At 35.1% G+C, this 20,736-nt stretch carries 20 protein-coding genes; 6 read left to right on the top strand and 14 right to left on the bottom strand.

Features of this window, described 5'->3' with window-relative positions:
- Positions 1-373: 373 nt before the first annotated feature.
- From scpA to dnaA, 10 genes are all read right to left on the bottom strand, one after another.
- Positions 374-2,518, bottom strand: coding sequence for a methylmalonyl-CoA mutase (gene scpA / locus BMW63_RS03420; RefSeq protein WP_074721303.1), 2,145 nt, complete (start codon positions 2,516-2,518; stop codon positions 374-376).
- Between the two features lie 46 nt (positions 2,519-2,564).
- Complete coding sequence (locus BMW63_RS03415; protein WP_074721301.1) at positions 2,565-3,932, bottom strand: methylmalonyl-CoA mutase subunit beta; 1,368 nt, start codon at positions 3,930-3,932, stop codon at positions 2,565-2,567.
- A 32-nt stretch (positions 3,933-3,964) separates the two neighbouring features.
- A complete protein-coding gene (locus tag BMW63_RS03410) occupies positions 3,965-4,288 on the bottom strand; it encodes an FtsB family cell division protein (protein WP_074721299.1) in 324 nt (107 codons plus the stop codon).
- Positions 4,289-4,411: 123 nt separating this feature from the next.
- Positions 4,412-5,020, bottom strand: a complete 609-nt coding sequence (gene udk / locus BMW63_RS03405) for a uridine kinase (RefSeq protein ID WP_074721297.1) — start codon at positions 5,018-5,020, stop codon at positions 4,412-4,414.
- Positions 5,021-5,389: 369 nt separating this feature from the next.
- Entirely contained in the window at positions 5,390-6,271 is an 882-nt protein-coding gene (locus tag BMW63_RS03400) for an SDR family oxidoreductase (protein ID WP_074721295.1), read from the bottom strand.
- An 84-nt stretch (positions 6,272-6,355) separates the two neighbouring features.
- Positions 6,356-7,483 carry a methionine aminotransferase gene (locus BMW63_RS03395; RefSeq protein ID WP_074721293.1) on the bottom strand — a complete coding sequence of 376 codons (1,128 nt, stop codon included), beginning with the start codon at positions 7,481-7,483 and terminating at the stop codon, positions 6,356-6,358.
- Positions 7,484-7,609: 126 nt separating this feature from the next.
- The gene (locus BMW63_RS03390; protein ID WP_074721291.1) at positions 7,610-8,104 is read right to left on the bottom strand and encodes a YybH family protein; all 495 of its coding nucleotides are present in this window, start codon (positions 8,102-8,104) and stop codon (positions 7,610-7,612) included.
- A gap of 478 nt (positions 8,105-8,582) precedes the next feature.
- Positions 8,583-9,305, bottom strand: a complete 723-nt coding sequence (locus BMW63_RS03385) for an SAM-dependent methyltransferase (protein ID WP_074721289.1) — start codon at positions 9,303-9,305, stop codon at positions 8,583-8,585.
- 104 nt (positions 9,306-9,409) lie between these two features.
- Positions 9,410-9,877: a low molecular weight protein-tyrosine-phosphatase gene (locus BMW63_RS03380; RefSeq protein WP_074721287.1), complete on the bottom strand. Its 468-nt coding sequence runs from the start codon at positions 9,875-9,877 to the stop codon at positions 9,410-9,412.
- Between the two features lie 7 nt (positions 9,878-9,884).
- Entirely contained in the window at positions 9,885-11,312 is a 1,428-nt protein-coding gene (dnaA, locus tag BMW63_RS03375; protein ID WP_074721285.1) for a chromosomal replication initiator protein DnaA, read from the bottom strand.
- A gap of 194 nt (positions 11,313-11,506) precedes the next feature.
- Between dnaA and BMW63_RS03370 the strand changes: the two genes are divergently transcribed.
- Complete coding sequence (locus tag BMW63_RS03370; protein WP_074721284.1) at positions 11,507-11,908, top strand: acyl-CoA thioesterase; 402 nt, start codon at positions 11,507-11,509, stop codon at positions 11,906-11,908.
- A gap of 20 nt (positions 11,909-11,928) precedes the next feature.
- On the opposite strand, the gene BMW63_RS03365 is transcribed toward BMW63_RS03370, so the two are convergent.
- The 3 genes from BMW63_RS03365 to ribD are packed head-to-tail and all read right to left on the bottom strand — an operon-like array spanning position 11,929 to position 14,210.
- Complete coding sequence (locus tag BMW63_RS03365; protein WP_074721282.1) at positions 11,929-12,561, bottom strand: IMPACT family protein; 633 nt, start codon at positions 12,559-12,561, stop codon at positions 11,929-11,931.
- A 10-nt stretch (positions 12,562-12,571) separates the two neighbouring features.
- Positions 12,572-13,174 carry an HAD family hydrolase gene (locus BMW63_RS03360; protein WP_074721280.1) on the bottom strand — a complete coding sequence of 201 codons (603 nt, stop codon included), beginning with the start codon at positions 13,172-13,174 and terminating at the stop codon, positions 12,572-12,574.
- Positions 13,167-14,210: a bifunctional diaminohydroxyphosphoribosylaminopyrimidine deaminase/5-amino-6-(5-phosphoribosylamino)uracil reductase RibD gene (gene ribD / locus BMW63_RS03355; protein ID WP_074721278.1), complete on the bottom strand. Its 1,044-nt coding sequence runs from the start codon at positions 14,208-14,210 to the stop codon at positions 13,167-13,169. The genes BMW63_RS03360 and ribD overlap by 8 nt, the downstream gene beginning before the upstream one ends.
- Positions 14,211-14,330: 120 nt before the next feature.
- On the opposite strand from ribD, the gene BMW63_RS03350 reads away from it, so the two are divergent.
- Both BMW63_RS03350 and prmC read left to right on the top strand, forming a co-directional pair.
- A complete protein-coding gene (locus BMW63_RS03350; protein WP_074721276.1) occupies positions 14,331-14,816 on the top strand; it encodes a GNAT family N-acetyltransferase in 486 nt (161 codons plus the stop codon).
- A 108-nt stretch (positions 14,817-14,924) separates the two neighbouring features.
- Positions 14,925-15,779 (top strand): peptide chain release factor N(5)-glutamine methyltransferase, encoded by an 855-nt coding sequence (prmC, locus tag BMW63_RS03345; protein WP_074721274.1) that lies wholly within the window; start codon positions 14,925-14,927, stop codon positions 15,777-15,779.
- A 51-nt stretch (positions 15,780-15,830) separates the two neighbouring features.
- Here the strand turns inward: prmC and BMW63_RS03340 are convergent, their stop codons facing one another.
- Positions 15,831-17,075, bottom strand: coding sequence for an ABC transporter permease (locus BMW63_RS03340; RefSeq protein WP_074721272.1), 1,245 nt, complete (start codon positions 17,073-17,075; stop codon positions 15,831-15,833).
- Positions 17,076-17,252: 177 nt separating this feature from the next.
- Between BMW63_RS03340 and hisS the strand changes: the two genes are divergently transcribed.
- The 3 genes from hisS (at position 17,253) to dnaJ (ending at position 20,702) form a co-directional block, all read left to right on the top strand.
- Positions 17,253-18,623 carry a histidine--tRNA ligase gene (gene hisS / locus BMW63_RS03335; RefSeq protein WP_074721270.1) on the top strand — a complete coding sequence of 457 codons (1,371 nt, stop codon included), beginning with the start codon at positions 17,253-17,255 and terminating at the stop codon, positions 18,621-18,623.
- Between the two features lie 324 nt (positions 18,624-18,947).
- Positions 18,948-19,520 carry a nucleotide exchange factor GrpE gene (locus tag BMW63_RS03330; RefSeq protein ID WP_074721268.1) on the top strand — a complete coding sequence of 191 codons (573 nt, stop codon included), beginning with the start codon at positions 18,948-18,950 and terminating at the stop codon, positions 19,518-19,520.
- Positions 19,521-19,577: 57 nt separating this feature from the next.
- Positions 19,578-20,702, top strand: a complete 1,125-nt coding sequence (gene dnaJ, locus BMW63_RS03325) for a molecular chaperone DnaJ (RefSeq protein ID WP_074721266.1) — start codon at positions 19,578-19,580, stop codon at positions 20,700-20,702.
- The last annotated feature ends 34 nt before the right edge of the window (positions 20,703-20,736 follow it).

Below are 20,736 nucleotides of genomic sequence, written 5' to 3'. Positions count from 1 at the left end.
TTGGAGCTTTTGAAATAAAATTGCAATTAGATGTAAATTTAATATTTTATGGTTTAAGTAGCAGTTAATGTGGTATTTAAGTTTTGTTAATTAACAATATGGTGGTAGTATTATATGCCGTTTTTGGGTTGTGTTCAAAATTTAATATACAAATGTGCGTTTTAATAAGCATCATTAGTCAATTGTTTTTAGTTCTTGTATACCAATGATTTTGTAGCCAAACGATTTGACTTTAGCATTTGCGGTTTGTTTTATTTGTTACGATTGGTTTTAATTATGAGGAGCTTTTTTTTGATTCATTTTCGAACATAAATAGAAAAACACCAACTTTTGGTTGGTGTTTTTCTATTTATTATATCGTGCAAATTGGGGGTTATTCTCCGATAAGTATTTCTAATATTTTTATTGCAGCATCGCTTATTTTTGTTCCAGGTCCAAAAACAGCAACGGCGCCAGCATCAAATAAGAATTGATAATCCTGTGAGGGAATTACTCCTCCTACAACCACCATGATGTCTTCTCGTCCGTATTTTTTTAATTCTTCAATTACTTGGGGGACTAGGGTTTTATGTCCTGCTGCTAATGAGGAAACACCCAGAATATGAACGTCATTTTCTATAGCTTGTTTCGCTGCTTCGGCTGGAGTTTGAAATAGAGGGCCAATATCCACGTCAAAACCAACATCAGCATATCCCGTAGCAACTACTTTTGCACCACGATCATGACCATCTTGCCCCATTTTGGCAATCATGATTCTAGGGCGACGGCCTTCCTGTTTTGCAAAGGCATTGGCTAGCTGTTTGGCTTTTTCAAAGCTTTTGTCGTCTTTTATTTCTTTACTATACACGCCACTAAAGGATTTAATTTGTGCTTTATATCGTCCAAAAACCGTTTCTAAGGCATCACTGATTTCACCTAATGTAGTTCGATTTCTTGCTGCATCCACAGCTAATTCCAGTAAGTTTCCTTCTCCGGTTTTCGCGCAAAGGATTAATTTATCCAATGATTTCTGTACTTTTTCACTATCTCTGCTGGCTTTAATGCGGTCCAATTGCTCCAATTGCTGTTTTCGAACCATTTGGTTGTCCACATCTAAAATAAGTAAAGGATCTTCTTTGTCGAGTCGGTATTGGTTTACACCTACAATAATATCCTGGCCGCTATCTATACGCGCCTGTTTTCTTGCCGCCGCTTCTTCAATTCTAAGTTTCGGAATGCCAGCTTCGATGGCTTTCGTCATTCCGCCAAGCTCTTCCACTTCTTCGATGAGTTTCCAGGCACTTTCAGCAATCTCATTAGTCAAACTTTCTACATAATAGCTTCCTGCCCAAGGATCCACTGTTTTAGTGATTTTAGTTTCTTCTTGTAAAAATATCTGTGTGTTTCTTGCAATTCGAGCAGAGAAGTCTGTTGGTAAAGCAATGGCTTCGTCCAATGCATTGGTGTGTAACGATTGCGTTCCTCCAAAAGCTGCTGCCGATGCTTCAATACAGGTACGGGCTACATTATTAAAAGGGTCTTGTTCTGTTAAACTCCAACCACTAGTTTGGCAGTGGGTTCTTAAAGCCAATGATTTATCATCTTTTGGATTAAACTGTTTTACTAGTTTAGCCCAAATCATTCTTCCGGCACGCATTTTCGCAATTTCCATAAAATGGTTCATCCCAATAGCCCAGAAAAAAGAAAGGCGCGGAGCGAACTCATCAATTTTCATTCCGGTTGATAATCCCGTTCTGATGTATTCTAGTCCATCGGCTAGTGTATACGCTAATTCAATATCGGCGGTTGCACCTGCTTCCTGCATATGATAGCCGGAAATGGATATGGAATTGAATTTCGGCATTTTCTTGCTCGTGTATTCAAAGATATCTGCAATAATTTTCATCGAAGGAGTAGGAGGATAGATGTACGTATTACGCACCATAAACTCCTTTAGAATGTCATTTTGTATGGTTCCTGAAAGTTGCTCTGGTTTTACCCCTGACTCTTCGGCAGCAACAATATAGAAAGCCATAATAGGCAATACTGCACCATTCATAGTCATTGAAACTGACATTTCATCTAAGGGAATCTGATCAAACAATACTTTCATATCTTCGACAGAGTCAATAGCAACTCCTGCTTTTCCTACATCACCCACAACGCGTTCGTGATCTGAATCATAACCACGGTGTGTAGGTAAATCAAAAGCGATAGATAATCCTTTTTGTCCTGCGGCTAGATTTCGTCTATAGAAAGCATTGCTTTCTTCGGCAGTTGAAAATCCGGCATATTGACGAATTGTCCAAGGGCGACGCACATACATTGTGGTATAGGGCCCCCTTAAATTTGGTGCAAAGCCAGCACCAAAATCAAGATGCTTTAGGTTTTCAATATCTTTTTTAGAATAGGTGGGTTTGAGTTCAATGCCTTCAGCCGTAAAAAAGTCTGCAGTTGAAGCATCTTGTTCTTGCAACGCCGGTTCTTCTTTCGACTTTTGACTATCTAATTGAATATGTTGGAGGTCATTTCTTATCATTTGTGACACTAATTTATACGTATTGTTGACTGATTGCAGTTCTACACTATTTTTCTAAATCCAGACGTTCTTGTTCTACTTTTTCGGCTAATCGTTTTTCGATTATTGGAGTGATCAAGGTTTTTCTTGGCTTGACTTTTACAAAAGGAAATAATTCTAAATCCTGTTTCATCTTGTCGTCTTTGTTTGGGTATTTATTAGTTCCTAGCAAGACTTCTTTTCCTGAGTCAAAAAGTTCCTGTTCTTTATCAGCGCTTTCCTGAATTTTCCTTTTGATGATGCCTTCATTCAATTGTTTAAGAAAACCGCCATTGGCTTCGATATCTTTGAATAAAGTCAATGCTTTTTCGGCTAATTGAATAGTCAATGTTTCAATATAATAACTTCCGTCCGCAGGGTTATTTACCTTGTCAAAATAGCTTTCGTTTTTTAGAACCAACAATTGATTTCTGGCAATTCTATCTCCAAATTCATTGTCTTTATGATATAGTGAATCGTAAGGTAGATTAGCAATTGCATCTGCACCTCCTAGGATTGCCGACATACATTCAGTTGTAGTACGCAACATGTTTACATTGTAATCATAAAGCGTTTTATTCCGTTTTGTAGGAGAAACTAAAAGATGACATTCTAAGTTATGGTTGTATTCTTTAGCTACTAAATTAAAAAGCAATCGCAATGCTCTTAGTTTTGCAATTTCAAAGAAATAATTAGTACCCACAGCAACCTCTATAACTATCGGCTGACTGATAACTGGAATTCTGTTGAAATATTCATTGACATGTGCTAAGGTATAAGCAAGCTGCTGAACCATGTTAGCTCCAGCATTTTGATATAAAGTAGCGTCAACACTGATTATAGAACTATTTGGAATCGCTGTAGACAGTAAGTTCAGCGAATCAAAATTGTTTTTATCCTTAGTAGTAAACCAATTGCCGTCTCGAGCTAATTGCCCTATTGGATCTAGGCTGTAATACGCAATGGCCTTTTTCTGATGTATTATTGCATCGATTTTTTTAACGAAATCGATTGAGAAAAATTTAAAATTGAAGTAAACAGCAACGTTTTCTAAAGGAAGTTTTTCCAAAAGTTTCGCTACGTCGATAGTATCATTTTCTATGGTAAAACGAAGACTGTCTGCACCTCTGTTTAAAGTATCCAAAGCTCTTTCCACTGATTTTTCAATGTCGAAAACAAAAATGTTTTGACAAATTTTAAATTCAGCTGCTTTCGTGTTTACGGTAGCAGCTTTTGTAAACTCATCTTTATGATAAAAAGGTTTCACCTTAATGTCTTCTGGCGAATTCCAGATTAAGGTTTCATTGTAATCTGCTCCCTTTAGTTCAAATTGGATTTTTTGTTTCCATTGTTTGGAAGAAACAGGATCGAAATCTTCGAATAAATTAGTAGCCATTTTAATTTTGATTTTTAATAATTCAAGATTTATTATTTTTTTTCTATGCTGTCACCTTCAAATTCTATGATGTAAATATCCTCGCTATCTTTTTTCATGTAATACTTTTCGCGAGCATATTTTTCTATTTGTTCTGGGTTCTTCAATTGTTTAATCTGCTTTTCGTCTTTTTTAATTTCTTCCTGGTAGTACTCTTTGTTATCCTCGAGTTCGCTGACTTGATTGTCTAGAAATCGATGGTCAAAATACGAATAGTTATCCAGAAAAATCATCCAAGTTGAAAAAAACAACAACACCCACACATATTTATTGCTTAAAAATTTAAACCAAGGTTTGTCTTTATGCGGATTTGTCATGTTTTATTTATTTCCGAGTACAGTAAAAATTAATCGTCTTGACCTGAATTGAAACAGAAAACATTTCCCGATAACAATCAGGATTGTTTCTTAAAATTGTAACGTGATAAAATTACAATAAAATTATAGAATTCTTTGATTTATTACGGCACGAACTACGTCAATTGCAACCGTATTGTATTTATCATTCGGTATGATAATGTCTGCAAATGCTTTAGTAGGCTCTATAAACTGCTGATGCATTGGTTTTAGGGTGTTTTGATATCTGCTAAGAACCTCGTCCATATCACGTCCGCGTTCGGCAATGTCTCGTTTCATACGGCGAATCAGTCTTTCGTCAGAATCAGCATGAACATAAATTTTTACGTCAAACAAATCGCGTAACTCTGGGTTGGCCAGTATTAAAATCCCTTCCACAATCATTACTTTTCTGGGATGAGTAGTAATGGTGTCTTCCGTTCTGTTATGAGTAACAAAAGAATAGACGGGCTGCTGTATTGTTTTCTCTTCTTTAAGCTCTTTTAAATGGGCAACTAACAATTCGAAATCTATAGCGCGAGGATGATCAAAATTAATTAAAGCCCGCTCGTCAAAAGATAAGTTGTGGTTCTCTTTATAATAAGAATCCTGAGAAATAATTCCGACTTCTGTCTCAGGTAATTCATTCATAATCTGATGAACTACGGTAGTTTTTCCGCTTCCTGTTCCGCCTGCAATCCCTATAATGAGCATATAATGGTGTTGTTATAAATTGGTAGTGCAAAAATAGGAATTAAATCGGGAGTGATTTTTATTTTTCGCATAAAATATTGGGTTTTAAATGAAGTAGCTATTCCGGCTATCCGTTTCAAGTTTTTGCCCGAAAGCTGTTTTTCCGATGCCCTATAAAGAGCTTCTTCTAGTCGCTTTTTTAGGTCAGGAAAAGAATAGCTTTTGGGCTGCAACGCTTTTCACTACTATCCGGGCTATTAAATGATCATTGGAAAAAAAAACGAAATTTACCAAATTGAACTAGTAGTGAGGAAGAAGTGGTAGTATTAAAAACAAAAAGAGAGAACCAAACAAATGGCTCTCTCTTTTTAAAAAGAATTCAGATCTTACTTATTTATTCTTCTTTGCTTTTATCATCATTTCCAGTTGGTCCCAAAGTTCTTCAGGAATAGCTTCCAACATATTAAATTGACCAGCGCCTTTCAACCATTCACCACCGTCAATAACCACGACTTCACCATTTATATAAGCAGAGAAATCAGAAACCATGTAAGCGGCTAAATTGGCTAATTCCTGGTGGTCTCCCACACGCTGTAGCGGTACTTTTTTTGCCATATCAAATTTTTCGGCAAGATCACCTGGCATCAATCTGTCCCATGCTCCTTTGGTAGGGAAAGGTCCAGGTGCTATTGCGTTCGTACGGATTCCGTACTTTGCCCATTCTACAGCAAGACTTCGCGTCATGGCAAGAACTCCTGCTTTTGCAGTAGCGCTAGGTACAACATAAGCCGAACCAGTCCAAGCATACGTAGTTACTATGTTTAATACCGTTGAAGACTTTTGTTTGGTATCAATCCAATGTTTACCAAAAGCAAGTGTACAGTTTTTTGTTCCTTTTAAAACGATATCAATAACCGTATCAAAGGCGTTCGCAGATAATCTTTCTGTTGGGGAAATGAAATTTCCTGCTGCATTATTTAGCAAAACATCCACTTTCCCAAAGGCTTTCAATACACTTTGCAACATGTTTTCTACTTGATCATAATGACGTACGTCACATTGTAGCGGCAAACAAGTTCCTCCGGTTGCTACCTCTAGTTCTGAAGCAGTATTTTTTAATTTGTCTAAGTCTCTTGAAGTAATGGCAACATTTGCTCCCAGTTCCAGGAAATACTTGGTCATTGCTTTTCCTAAACCGCTACCGCCACCAGTAACAACTATTACTTTTCCTTTTAGCGCATCATCGCGCAACATTTTATCGGTATAACTCATAATTAGTTTTATTTTTTTTTGGCATTGTAAATATAGAAAAATTTAAATAGTATGCACGCATATTAAAATCAAAAATTCATAGGCTTAGATTTTGCATAACCTTTTTGCCGCTTCTTCTAGAGTCGCATTGTCTTTTGCAAAACAAAAACGGATTAAATGAAGATCTTTTCCATTTTCATAGAAACTCGAAATAGGAATCGCAGCTACACCATATTCCGTGATTAATCGTTTACAAAAATCTACATCATTTTCATTAGAAATAGCGGCGTAGGAAGCTACTTGAAAATATGTACCTTCACATGGAAGGAGTTCGAACCTACTTGTTTTCAATAGTTCTCTGAAGTGATCCCTTTTCTCCTGATATAAAATTCCAATTCCTTCAATCGAAACTACATCTAGGTACTCGCTTATTGCTACTTGGCAAAGACTGTTGACGCTAAAAACTAAAAATTGATGTACTTTTTTAATTTCGTTCATTAAATGTTCCGGGGCGACAAGATAGCCTACTTTCCAACCAGTAACATGAAATGATTTCCCAAACGAAGAAACCATGACACAACGGTTCAGGAGATTGATGCGAGTATGCGCCGAAATATGTTTTTCTTCAAAAGTGATGTATTCATAAACTTCATCAGAGAGGACGATAATTTTTGGATATTTTTTGAGTATCGATTCTAAGGCTTCAAAATCGGATTGGGTCAGAATCTTTCCAGTTGGATTATGTGGATTATTGATGATAATCATTTTAGTATTCGCAGAACATGCTTTTGCGATAGTATCCCAATTTGGGGTATAATCATCGTTTAGAGAAACGCGTACCGGCGTTGCGTTGCACAATAATACAGGAGCTTCATAACAGTCATAGCTTGGATCTAGAATAATTACTTCGTCGTCAGTCTCAACTAAAGCTTGAATAGTGGTAAAAATAGCCTGTGTAGCGCCCGCAGTTATCAATATCTCTATTTCTGGCAGAATAATTCTTCGGTAGGATTTTTTAACCAGAAGCGCTATGTTAGATAGTAGAGGTGGGTAGCCCGCCATGGGAAGGTATTGATGTACATTCTCTTTGGCCAGCTGGGTGACAATATCGGTTAATAGAGAATCAACAGGAAAATTAGGGAAACCCTGCGAAAGATTAATGGCGCCATGTTCTGTAGCCATTTTTGACATTACGGTAAAAATACTCGTACCAATATTTGGAAGTTTTGACATACCTTTCTTTTTAGTACTCTAAAAGTAAGCAAATGGTTTGAGTTAATATGCTGTTTCTTTAAGATTCAGAAGTGCTAGATAAAATAAAGAAAGACACTTCTTGCGGAGTGTCTTTCTTTATTGTTTTTATTTTTTCGCCATGGGCATATCTGAATTCCCCATATCTCTGATGCAAATGTATTTTCCGTCCTTTTTTTCAAAAAGACTGATAAAATGTCCGCTATTGATTTTTGTATCTGTGGAGTCCGTTACCTTATATCGGCCGATTTCGACTACCATATTCCCATCAATTGAAGGATGGATTTCTTGAGTTTCGAAAGCGATTTTTGCGCCTTTTGGGAAAGTAAGTAATTCGGTTTTCATGGATTCATGAATCGCTTTTTTTCCTTCTATGGGCATTTTACCGTTTGAAAAACTAACAGCATCCTCCGCATAGTAAATTATTCCGTCGGGGTTTCCGTTATTGTAGGCTTCGGCAAAAGCATTTTCCATTGCTTGAATTTCAGTTTTGATTGCCTCTTTGTCAACCAGGACTGCGGGAACTTCTTTCTTTTGATTACAAGCTACCATCAAAGACATGATAACTACCAATAATCCTCCCTTAAAAATACTGTTTTTCATAATTATATTTTTTTAAAATTTAACATAATTGATTAAGTTAAAGATTAAGGGTTAATAAATTTAATTATAAAATATTGATTATCAGTATTTAAAGTGGTCATTTTGATTTTTTATTTTACTTTGAGTCATAAAGTAAAATAAGACTAGTCGTTAAATCTTTGGAAGACAACTGTTAATGAACAAGCAATCATGAAAAAAAGATTGCTTATTGACTGATCTCTTTTTTTATGATTGCTTTTTAGTTTATTCAGGAGAGTTTTATTTTATCACGATAGTAGAAGCGGGATTTCTTCCGTCGTCATAGGCTTTCATAGAGGCATCTTTAGATTCTTTCCAGCTATAGATTGATTCAAATATTAAAAAAGCTAACATACCTAATAAGAATACACGAATATCTCTACTAGTTACTTTTATTTAAATAGTTTAAAGGTTTAGGGATGCTAATTTATATTTAAATTATTCTTTTGTATTCACAAAATTACATTTTATGGATAATAAAAATAGTCGGACGTTTATGCAGGTCGATTTTTTCTTTTTTCCAAGCCGAAATTCTCTTGGTTTTGATGTACTCGGTTGGTAATGTGATGTCTGTGGCAATGCATAAATGGGTTTCTGGATGCAACGTCTGTAATAAATCTTCTAGTAAGTTATTATTACGGTACGGTGTTTCAATGAAAATTTGAGACTGATTTTTTTCGAAAGAGGTTCTTTCGAGAGTTTTAAAACTGACTCTTTTTTCGTCTTTATCGATAGGTAAATAACCGTGAAAAGTAAAGCTTTGTCCGTTCATTCCTGAGGCCATCATAGCTAAAAGAATGGAAGAAGGTCCTACTAACGGTACCACTTGTATGCCATTTTCATGCGCTAGTTTAACGATTACAGCGCCAGGATCTGCCACACCAGGACATCCCGCTTCACTCATTAGACCAACATTTTTACCTTCCAATAAAGGTTGGATGAAGTCTTGGTGTTCTTTCACTTCGGTACGTTTGTTCAAAACAAAAAGAATTAATTCTGATTGTTTTTTTTCGGGATGTACTTCTTTGATTGATTTACGAGCTGTTTTTTCATTCTCAACAATATAGTAATCAATGAAATCTATAGTTCTTTTTACGGTCTTCGGTAAAACATCCATCGGATCACAATCTCCCATTGTTGTAGGGATTAAATATAGTTTTCCTAAAAGAGTAGCTGGTTTCATTATGGATACGTTTATGTTTTTTAATCGAAATTGTTTGACAAAAATAGAGGATTAAATAGATAATTAAACCTTTCGACAAGTTTAAAAATCGAAAGAATAGTAATTTAAGCGTGCTTAGCTATTAATTTGTCGGCTATGATATCACAAACTTCATCGAGCATACCATAGACAATCTCAAATCCGTTTGTCATTCCGAAATACGGATCTGGAACGTCTACGTTTTCGTTTGGATACAATTCATTTAATATGATTTGTACTTTGTCTTTGTGGGCTGTGTTTTCTGTAAGATTAATTACATCCGTATAATTAGAATTGTCCATTACATAGATATAATCATAAGTATCAAAATCGGTGGTTTTGAATTGACGTCCTCTTTGATTGGAAATGTCAAGGTTGTGGTTTTTTGCCGCGGCTATCGAACGTGCGTCTGGAGCATGACCTATATGCCAAGATCCTGTTCCTGCAGAAGCTACAGTGAATTTATTTTTGGGGAGTTTAGAGGCTAAAATGCCTTCGGCCAAGGGTGACCGACAAATATTTCCCAAACAAACCATTAAAATTTTTATGGACATGATGCGTTTATAGCGTTAATTTTTTATGGATATCTTCAACAAATTTCTTGAATTGTTTGTCGGTAGCTACAAGATTGTCAACCGTTTTACAAGCGTGCAATACAGTCGCATGATCACGATCTCCAATTTGGTGTCCAATATTCGCCAAAGAAGCTTTTGTAAATTTCTTCGCAAAAAACATCGCTAATTGTCTTGCTTGCACTACATGCCTCTTTCTAGTTTTCGACTGCAACGTTTCTAAATCCAATTGAAAATAATCGGAAACTGTTTTCTGAATATAATCGATCGAAATTTCGCGTTTTACATTTTTCACAAATTTTTCAACGACGCTTTTTGCTAATTCGATTGTTACTTCTTTTTTATTGAAAGAAGACTGAGCGATTAGAGAGATTATCGCTCCTTCAAGTTCTCTTACATTCGATTTGATATTACGCGCTACATATTCTATGATTTCTTCTGGAATCTCAACACCATCACGATACAGAATGTTTTTCAAGATAGAGATTCTAGTTTCGTAATCCGGTTGGTGCAATTCTGCAGACAATCCCCATTTGAATCGAGATAACAAGCGTTGCTCGATATCTTGCATGTCAACGGGTGCCTTATCAGAAGTAAGAATAACCTGTTTTCCATTTTGATGTAAGTAATTAAAGATGTGGAAAAATACATCCTGTGTCCCCGATTTACCAGATAGGAATTGTACATCATCAATAATTAAAACATCAATAAGCTGATAGAAATGAATAAAATCATTTCGGTTATTTTTCTTTACTGAATCAATATATTGTTGGGTAAAAATTTCAGCTGAAATATATAAAACTGTTTTTTCTGGATATTTATCTTTAATTTCTACACCTATTGCATGTGCTAAGTGTGTTTTACCTAGCCCTACACCACCAAAAATTAATAATGGGTTGAAGGAGGTTCCTCCTGGTTTATTGGCAACAGCCATACCTGCTGAACGGGCTAATCTATTTGAGTCTCCTTCAAGAAAATTGTCAAAACTATAGTTTGCATTCAGCTGCGATTCAATTTTTAAATTTCTAATTCCAGGAATTACAAATGGATTTTTTAATTCTGGGTCTAGGTTTTTAAAAGGAGCTTCAATATTTTGGGGTTTCATCGGTGCCCGATTCGCACTTGGCAATTGTTCCGTAAACGGTTGTTTGTTGCCATAAGTGTTTTCCATCTTAATTTTATAAAGTAACTTCGCGTTTTTACCAAGTTCTTTAGTTAAGGCTACTTTTAATAATTTTACATAGTGCTCTTCTAGCCATTCGTAGAAAAATTTACTTGGTACTTGAATATATAATGCGTTATCGGTAAGTTCAACTGATTTAATAGGTTCAAACCAAGTTTTGAATGCTTGATCCTGAATGTTGTCTTTTATAAAAGACAAGCAGTTTTCCCATACTGATTGAGCAGTTTTGTTCATAAATTCTATGTAAATTATTTTATTTAGTAATCTTTGTCTTATTAAATAATGCTTAAAAAAGCACTATTTTTCGGGGTAACAAATATGTGAACAAATTTCTGTAAAAAAAAATATTTAGGGGTTGATTATGTAGTATTATTGTTGTAAGTAGTATTTGGAAGCTAAAAATGTAATAAAAATAAATAAAATATAATATGAAAGAACACGAATTTAACGTACGGGTACGGTATGCTGAAACGGATCAAATGGGGGTTGTTTATCATGGGAATTATGCTCAGTATTTTGAGATGGGACGCGTGGAATGGCTTAGAAACCTTGGGATTTCTTATAAATGGATGGAAGAAAATGGGATTATGCTTCCGGTGGTTTCTTTGAATATAAATTATAAAAAACCAGCCCGTTACGATGACCTTTTGAGGGTAAAAACTATTTTTAAAAGTCAGAGCTCCGTTAAGATTGAATTTGATTATGAAATTTACAATGAGCAGGAGGAGTTGTTAACAATTGCTAGCTCAATTTTGGTTTTTGTGAACATGAAGACGGCCCGGCCGACACTTCCACCCGAGTATGTCTTGGAGAAGCTTTTAAAAATGTAAAAATTAAGGAAAAAAAATATTTATTCTGTAATATTTATGTCAATTTCAAATATAGAATTGAAAATGTCGAAAATCATTTCGGCATTTTTTTTTCGCGTTTTTATCTCGATTTTTCCTATCGGTAAACCAGTTTCTTCGTTTATCTCCATTTCTTGAGATACGATCTCTAGCTTTTTTTCTTTAATTACTCGCATGACTTTATTCATGTTTTTATAATCAAAGGAAACTTGATAATGGATATCTATCGTTTTTTCGATAATTTCACAACTTTCAAGCGTGAGTTGTGCGGTTGTTTTGTAAGCAGATATTAATCCGCCAACGCCTAGTTTAACGCCTCCAAAAAGTCGAGCGACTACTACTAGTGTCTTTGTGAGAGAAAAGGACTGAATTTGGCCATAAATAGGCATTCCTGCGCTATTGCTTGGTTCTCCATCGTCATTGGCTCGGTAAGAAAGCGTGTCGGTACCTATTTGGTAGGCATAACAAAAATGACCTGCATTTGGATGCTTTTTCCTTAAGCCTTCAATAATCGGTTTTACTTCGTCTTCTGATTGAATAGGATAGGCTGAGCCAAAAAATTTACTGTTTTTTTCTTTATATATTATTTCTTCCGACGCGAATGCGATGGTATTGTAGGTGTCTTTAATTTCCAAAAGCGGTTTTCTAAATTATATTTTTATTGAATAAGTCTACCACATCTTCTTGGCCTACCTGTAAATTCCATACTTGAAACCCTAGTGATAGCGCAGCGTCTGTGTTTTCTTTTTTGTCATCGATGAATAGAGTGCGCTTTGCTTGCAAATCATGTTTGTTTAAAACGTAGTTGTAAATTTCAAGATTTGGCTTTCTCATCGCTATTTCAAACGAAAAATAAACTTTTTCAAAGCACTTGTAAAAATCACCGTAAAAAGACGCACCATTATTTTGTTCGAATGTTTCGATATGTATTGCATCAGTGTTGCTGAGTAAAAACAAGCGGTATTTTTTAGATAGCATTTGTAGAAATTCTAATCGATATAAAGGGAAATCTAGTAAAATGGCATTCCATGCTTTTAAAATCTCATCAGTACTAGCAGTCGGAATGTGTTTTTGAATGCCGCCAATGAATTTTTCAGGGGATATTTTACCGGTTTCAAATTGAATATTCAACTGGTTTAAATCGTCATTCCACTCCGTAAGTCCTAAATTTCGTAGTCCGTCAACAGTAGCTTGTTTGTCTAAATTAATAAATACATCTCCAAAATCAAAAATAATTGCGTTAATCATGGTTTCTGGATATTAGAAGTTCATCTTGAACTATTATGTGTTTTTCCAAATAAGATCCGCTTAGTATCGGAGCTTTTGTGCCTTCTTTAAAAAAGATATTGCCTTTAAAAACTCGTGCTTCATCCCAGAGATTAGCATCAATGAAAGTTTGCAGTGTTTGCCGGCCTCCTTCAATAATCACCGATTGAATTTGATGTTTGTATATGGCATCTGCCAGTTGGCTTGCTATGTTTTTTTTAAAATCAAGGATTTCAAAGGTAAGGTTTTCTTTGTCGGTATTCGTTTTTGTTTTTGAAAAAATAATTGTTTTTACTTGATTGTCAAGTATATGACTATTTTCTGCTATGCGACTGTTTTGATCCAAAACAATTCTGGTAGGATTGTTTCCCGACCAGTCTCTTACATCTAATTTTGGATTGTCGTCAATGACTGTTTGCGTTCCCACAAGAATTGCCTGTTCTTCACTTCTCCATTTATGAACTAATTGCCTTGAATAGCTGTTAGTGATCCAAACCGGTTTTTGTTCTGACTTTGTTTTGGGAGAGATAAAACCGTCTTGACTTTCTGCCCATTTTAAAATAATAAAGGGTCTTTTCTTTTGATGAAAAGTAAAAAACCGTTTGTTCAGTTCGTGGCATTCGTTTTCAAGAATCCCAACGGTTACTTCTATTCCAGCTTCGATTAATTTTTTTATTCCGTTTCCCGCCACTTTTATATTTGGGTCAACCGTTCCGATAACTACCTGTGGAATTTCATTTTTTATGATTAAATCAGAACAAGGAGGTGTTTTTCCAAAATGACTGCAAGGTTCTAAGCTTACGTAAATGGTTGCTTTTTTTAATAAGGATTTGTCTTTGACGGAATTGATGGCATTTACTTCGGCGTGAGGTTCTCCCGCTTTTTTATGCCAGCCTTCTCCTATAATTCTATCTTCATAAACAATTACGCTACCCACCATCGGATTAGGATAGGTGGTTCCTAGGCCGTTTTTGGCTAATTGGATGCATCGCTGGATGTATTTTTCATGTCTCTTCACAATGCAAAAGTAGTTATTTTTGGGGTTTGCCTATAATCTTTGGGATTAGTTTTGAAACTTCTGAAAATAACGGTAAACAATTTCTATTTTTGTCTTTTTATAAACAAGCAGTTATACAGAATGGAAAATTGGATTATTAGAAAAATAGAAAAAAGAGATAATAAAGCTGTTGCTCAGTTAATAAGAGCGGTTTTTGATGAATTGAATATCCCAAAAGTAGGGACGGCTTATGCTGATCCGTATTTAGACTTAATGTTTGAGGAATACAATAAACCCAAATCAGTTTATTATGTTGTTGAAAATAATGGAAAAATAGTTGGTTCGGCGGGAGTGGCTCCTCTTGAAAATGAAGCTGCAACCATTTGCGAATTACAAAAAATGTATTTTTTGCCTGAAACACGTGGTCAGGGGATAGGGGGTCAAGTAATGGCTGTATGTCTGCAAAGCGCGAAAGATTTTGGTTTCGAAAATTGTTATTTGGAAACAATGCCTTTTATGCATGATGCTCAAAAATTATACAAAAAAGTAGGTTTCGAATACATCGATGCTCCCATGGGAAGTACGGGTCATGTTTCTTGTCCAGTTTGGATGCTTAAGAAGTTATAAAATTCCAAAATTGAACATTCAAAATTCCTTGTTCCTTTTTTAATATTGAAATAGAAATAAGAAGGAGTAGTTTAAAAATTTATTTCAGAAAGTTGAAATACAAACACCATGAAAATTAAAGAATACAGAAGCCAATTTATTCAAGAACTACTTCCGATTTATGATGAAGGTGAAGCCGAGAGTTTTTTTTACCTGATACTAGAGGAAAAGCGTCAGTTGAAAAGAATTGATTTAGCTCTGAATCCCGAGTTGGTTTTTTCGGAAAAGGAAATAATACTTTGGAGTTCGATCCTAGAGCAATTGAAGTTGGAGATTCCCATTCAATACTTACTGGGGAAAACTAGTTTTTATGGATTAGATTTTGAAGTAAATGAAAACGTATTGATTCCGAGACCCGAGACCGAAGAATTGGTGGAATGGATTATTAAGGGAAATTCAAAGGTTGAAGAATTGAAAGATTTAAAGATTCTAGATATTGGAACGGGAAGCGGGTGCATGGCTATTTCATTGGCTAAAAATATACCGAATGCTAAAGTTTACGCAATTGATGTTTCTGAAAAGGCTTTGGCCACAGCCAAAAAAAATGCTATTCTAAACCAAGTAGATGTAAAATTCATAACCCAGAATATTCTAGAGACAGAGGATTTAAAGGAACAATTTGATATCATTGTTTCGAATCCTCCTTATGTTCGGAATTTAGAGAAACAGGAAATAAAGAAAAATGTTTTGGATAACGAACCTCATTTGGCTCTTTTTGTAGAAGATGATGATGCATTGATTTTTTATAAAATAATCGCAGCATTGGCAAAGAAAAATCTTTCGGACAACGGACAGTTATTTTTTGAGATTAATCAATATTTAGGGAAAGACATGGTCGCTTTGCTGGAGAATATGAATTTCAAAAACATTGAATTACGAAAAGATATTTATGGCAATGACAGAATGTTACGAGGGACGATTTAAGATTTTTAGCAACTCTTTAAAAGTCAATAAAAGACCTGGTTTGTCATAGAATTACTCGTATCGCAAAGCTTCAATCGGGTCTAGATAAGCGGCTCTAATAGCAGGATACAATCCGGAAACGATAGCAACCATGAAACTAGTGAAAAAAGCAGCCATTATGGCGCCCCAAGGAATAACAAATGCAAAGCTTAATGCAGTTGCTATTCCGAAACCGATTAAAATACCTAAAATGATTCCTACAATACCTCCCAGTTGACCAATGAGTAAAGTCTCTATGAAAAACTGAATGGCAACGGTGGATCTTTTGGCTCCCAATGCTTTTCTAACGCCTATTTCTCGTGTTCTTTCAGTTACCGAAACAATCATGATATTCATCAAGGCAATAGAAGATCCTAAAACAGTAATAATTCCTATCAACCAGGAAGCTAAGCCAAGGTATTTGGTAATCCCAAGGATTCTATTGATAAGATCATCACTGCGCACAACCCCAAAATTATTGTCTCTAACTGGGCTTAACTTTCGAACATTACGCATGGTAATGATGGCATGGTCTATGGCTTGGTCCAATAATTCTTTATTGGAAACCATAATGCTCATGGTATAATTAATGTTTGGTGCCGTAAATAAGGATCGGGCGACTTGAATCGGAATTAAAACTCGTAAATCTTGTTTGTTGCCAAAAGTGGAACCTTTCTCTTTCAGGATGCCTATTACTTTGAACCGGGCGCCGCGTATCGATATTGTTTTTCCAATGGGATTAATGTCTTTAAGTAGTCCTTTACCAAAATCAGAGCCTACTACACAAACATAGTTGTTGTTGTCAATATCAAAACCCGTAAAATTTCTCCCCAAGCTTGTTTCTAAACCGGAATTGGTCATAAAATATTCGTCAACACCAACAACTGCAATTTCAGGATCTGTTTTTGTCGCTTCATATTTTACTTCTGCAGTAGAAGTTGCCGTAAAGGATAGGGAAGTTTCTGTAAAGGGATAATCGTATTTATTTTTAAAATCGACTGCTTCGGGGTAGGAAATAATAGGATTTATAATTTCACGTTCGTCTCCTCCTCGTCTTTGCGCTGTGTTTTCGTATTGCTTGACGTTAAAAGTATTGGCTCCCATGGATGCAAAATCAGAAGAGATAGTGTTCTCCAAGGCAGAAACCACAGTCAGAATACCCACTAAAGCTGTAATTCCTATAGCGATAATTAATACGGTGAGCGAGGTACGCAATATTTGGGTCCTAATAGAACCAAAAGCAATTCGTACGTTTTCTTTGAATAAATTTAGCATCATGGTAGTTTGACACGAAAATACAATTTTTGTTACAAGTTTGTTTTGGAAGGAGTGTTATTTATTTTAAAAATAAGATATTTGCAATCTGAATTTACGAATTGGGAGTTTACGAATTGGGAATTGTTTACCATCTGTTTAAATCCTGAATCCTAAATTATAAATCCTAAATTAAAAACAATGGCATCAAAACCGAGCATCCCTAAAGGAACTAGAGATTTTTCACCTGCTGAGGTGGCAAAACGTCAATATATTATCCAAATCATTAAGAATAATTTTGAGAAATTTGGTTTTCAACCAATAGAAACACCATCGTTTGAAAATTCAGAAACCTTAATGGGAAAATATGGAGAAGAAGGAGATCGTTTGATTTTCAAGATTCTAAATTCTGGGGATTTTTTGGCGAAAGCTAATGCTACGCATTTAGAAAATAAAGACAGTACAAAGTTGACATCGAGTATTTCAGAGAAAGCCTTGCGTTATGATTTGACCGTTCCCTTTGCTCGTTATGTAGTGCAACATCAAAATGATATCGAATTCCCTTTTAAAAGATACCAAATCCAACCGGTTTGGCGTGCTGATAGACCTCAGAAAGGGCGTTTTAGAGAGTTTTTTCAATGTGATGCTGATGTAGTTGGGTCTAAATCTTTGTGGCAAGAAGTAGAATTAGTGCAACTTTATGACACTGTTTTTACCGAATTAGGTTTGAAAGGAGTGATCGTTAAAATTAACAATAGAAAAATATTATCAGGAATAGCTGAAGTGATTGGTGCTTCTGATAAACTGATTGACTTTACTGTTGCGCTTGATAAACTAGATAAGATAGGCGAGGATGGTGTAAAAAAAGAAATGATAGAAAAGGGAATTGGAGCAGAAGCGATAGAAAAAGTCCAACCTCTTTTTAATTTCACAGGAACAATTGCTGAGAAAATCGAAAAACTAGGGCTGCTTTTGGCTTCTTCAGATCAAGGGATGAAAGGAGTTGAAGAATTGCGTTTTATTTGCGGAAATGTAATGAAATTGGGATTAACATCGGCAATACTAGATCTTGATGTTACACTTGCTCGTGGACTGAATTATTACACTGGTGCAATATTTGAAGTAGCGCCTCCTAAAGAAGTAGCTATGGGCTCCATCGGTGGTGGAGGTCGATATGATGATTTAACTGGGATTTTCGGATTGAAAAACATGAGTGGTGTTGGGATTTCTTTTGGATTGGATCGTATATATTTGGTGGTCGAAGAATTAAATCTTTTCCCAGAAACGGTTACAGCAACATCAAAAGCGTTGTTTATTAATTACGGTGATGCCGAAGCTTTTTATGCTTTACAGACAATACAAAAATTAAGAGCTGCCGGGATAAAAGTAGAATTGTATCCGGATAATACAAAAATGGCAAAACAGTTTCAACATGCTGATAAAAGAAATATTCCTTTTGCGGTAATAATAGGAGAGCAGGAAATTGAATCAAATACGTATTCACTTAAAAACTTAGTAACTGGAGAGCAGGTTTCTCTTGATTTTGAAGGTTTGAAAAACGGGTTATTGTAAATTAAATTCTAGGCATAAAAAAAAAGCTTTGTTAGTAAACAAAGCTTTTTTTAATATAAGGTATTCTTGAATTAATAATATTTAGAAACCAACCTTAAATTTGTTTTTTAACAGATTAAAAATTTAATCTAGATTAGAACCGACAACAAACTTATAGAAAGAAAATCGTAATAGTCTTAAAATTTTATTAAAATTTAAATAATTGTAAAAAAGATAGACTATAATTCCATCTATCGTAAATAATTGCTACTAAAAAAAAGAATGACAATTTGACATTTAGTTAGAATTGGCAGTACTTTTGCAATTCAAAGAAAAGTAAAAAAAATGAAGTTTAAGAATATTTTTAAAAATACAGGTAATATGACTACTGAAAATACAGAAATCGATAAAGAGATGGATGATGTAACATTAGATAACAATGCGACTGAAGAACAAATTGTTGCTGATGAGTTAAGTGTTGAGGAGCAATTGACACAAGACTTAGCGAAAGAAAAAGATAAATATTTACGATTATTTGCAGAATTTGAAAATTACAAAAGACGAACTTCAAAAGAACGTATTGACTTGTATAAGACAGCAAATCAAGAGGTTCTTTTAGCAATGCTACCTGTTTTAGATGATTTTGACAGAGCATTGGTCGAAATACTTAAATCAGAAGACGAATTACTATTGAAAGGAGTAGAGCTTATTCATGAAAAATTGAAAAGCACGCTAGTTTCAAAAGGATTAGAACAAGTAGATGTTAAAGCTGGTGATTCATTTGATGCTGATTTTGCTGAAGCAATTACTCAAATTCCTGCTCCAAATATGAAAGGGAAAATTGTAGATGTTCTTGAAAAAGGATATAAATTAGGAGATAAAATTATTCGATTTCCTAAAGTTGTTATAGGGCAGTAATGTAGACAGGTTTAGACGCAGTTAATCGCGTCCGTACTTTCACAAGAAAAAATAAAGATGAAAAAAGATTTTTACGAGATATTAGGCATTTCAAAAGGTGCTGATGCAGCAGCGATAAAGAAAGCTTACAGAAAAAAAGCATTAGAACATCACCCTGACAAAAACCCTGGAGACAAATCGGCAGAAGAAAAGTTCAAAGTAGCTGCTGAAGCTTATGAAATATTAAGCGATCCGAACAAAAAAGCAAAATACGATCAGTATGGTCATCAAGCTTTTGATGGTTCTGGAGGTTTTGGCGGAGGCGGAGGTCATGCTGGAATGAACATGGATGATATCTTCAGCCAATTTGGTGATATTTTCGGTAGCGCCTTTGGTGGTGGTGGCGGATTTGGAGGCGGAGGCGGAGCTCAACGCAGAACTAAAGGAAGCAACCTACGAATCAAAGTAAAATTGACATTAGAGGAAATTGCTAATGGTGTCGAGAAAAAAGTAAAAGTAAAACGTAAAGTTCAGGCGCCAGGTGTGTCTTATAAAACATGTTCTACTTGTAATGGTCAAGGACAAGTAATGCGTGTTACTAACACGATTCTAGGAAGAATGCAATCAGCATCTACCTGCCCTACTTGTGGTGGATCAGGTCAGATTCTAGATAAAAAACCGTCAGAAGCAGATTCTCAAGGAATGATTGTTGAAGATGAAACGGTTTCTATAAAAATTCCTGCGGGAGTTGTTGATGGAATGCAGTTAAAAGTTTCTAACAAAGGAAACGATGCGCCAGGAAACAGTGTTCCAGGTGATTTAATTGTAGCTATCGAAGAGTTAGAACATGAGTTTTTGAAGCGTGAAGGAGAGAACTTGCATTATGACTTATACATTAGTTTTCCTGAAGCGATTCTTGGAGTTTCCAAAGATATCGAAGCTATAAACGGAAAAGTTAGAATCAAATTAGAAGAAGGAATTCAATCTGGTAAGATTCTTAGACTTAAAGGAAAAGGTATTCCAAATATAAATGGTTACGCAAGTGGTGATTTATTAGTGCATGTAAATGTATGGACTCCTAAAACAATGAGTAAAGAGCAAAAGTTATTTTTCGAAAATAATATGAGTGATGAACATTTTGTTCCAAATCCTGAAAAATCAGACAAATCATTTTTCGAGAAAGTAAAAGATATGTTTTCTTAATTTTTATAAAGGTTAAAAATTAAATATAAGTTTC

The sequence above is a fragment of the Flavobacterium frigoris genome (assembly GCF_900111075.1).
Lineage (GTDB): Bacteria > Bacteroidota > Bacteroidia > Flavobacteriales > Flavobacteriaceae > Flavobacterium > Flavobacterium frigoris.
This window is presented reverse-complemented; position numbering and strand designations above follow the sequence as displayed.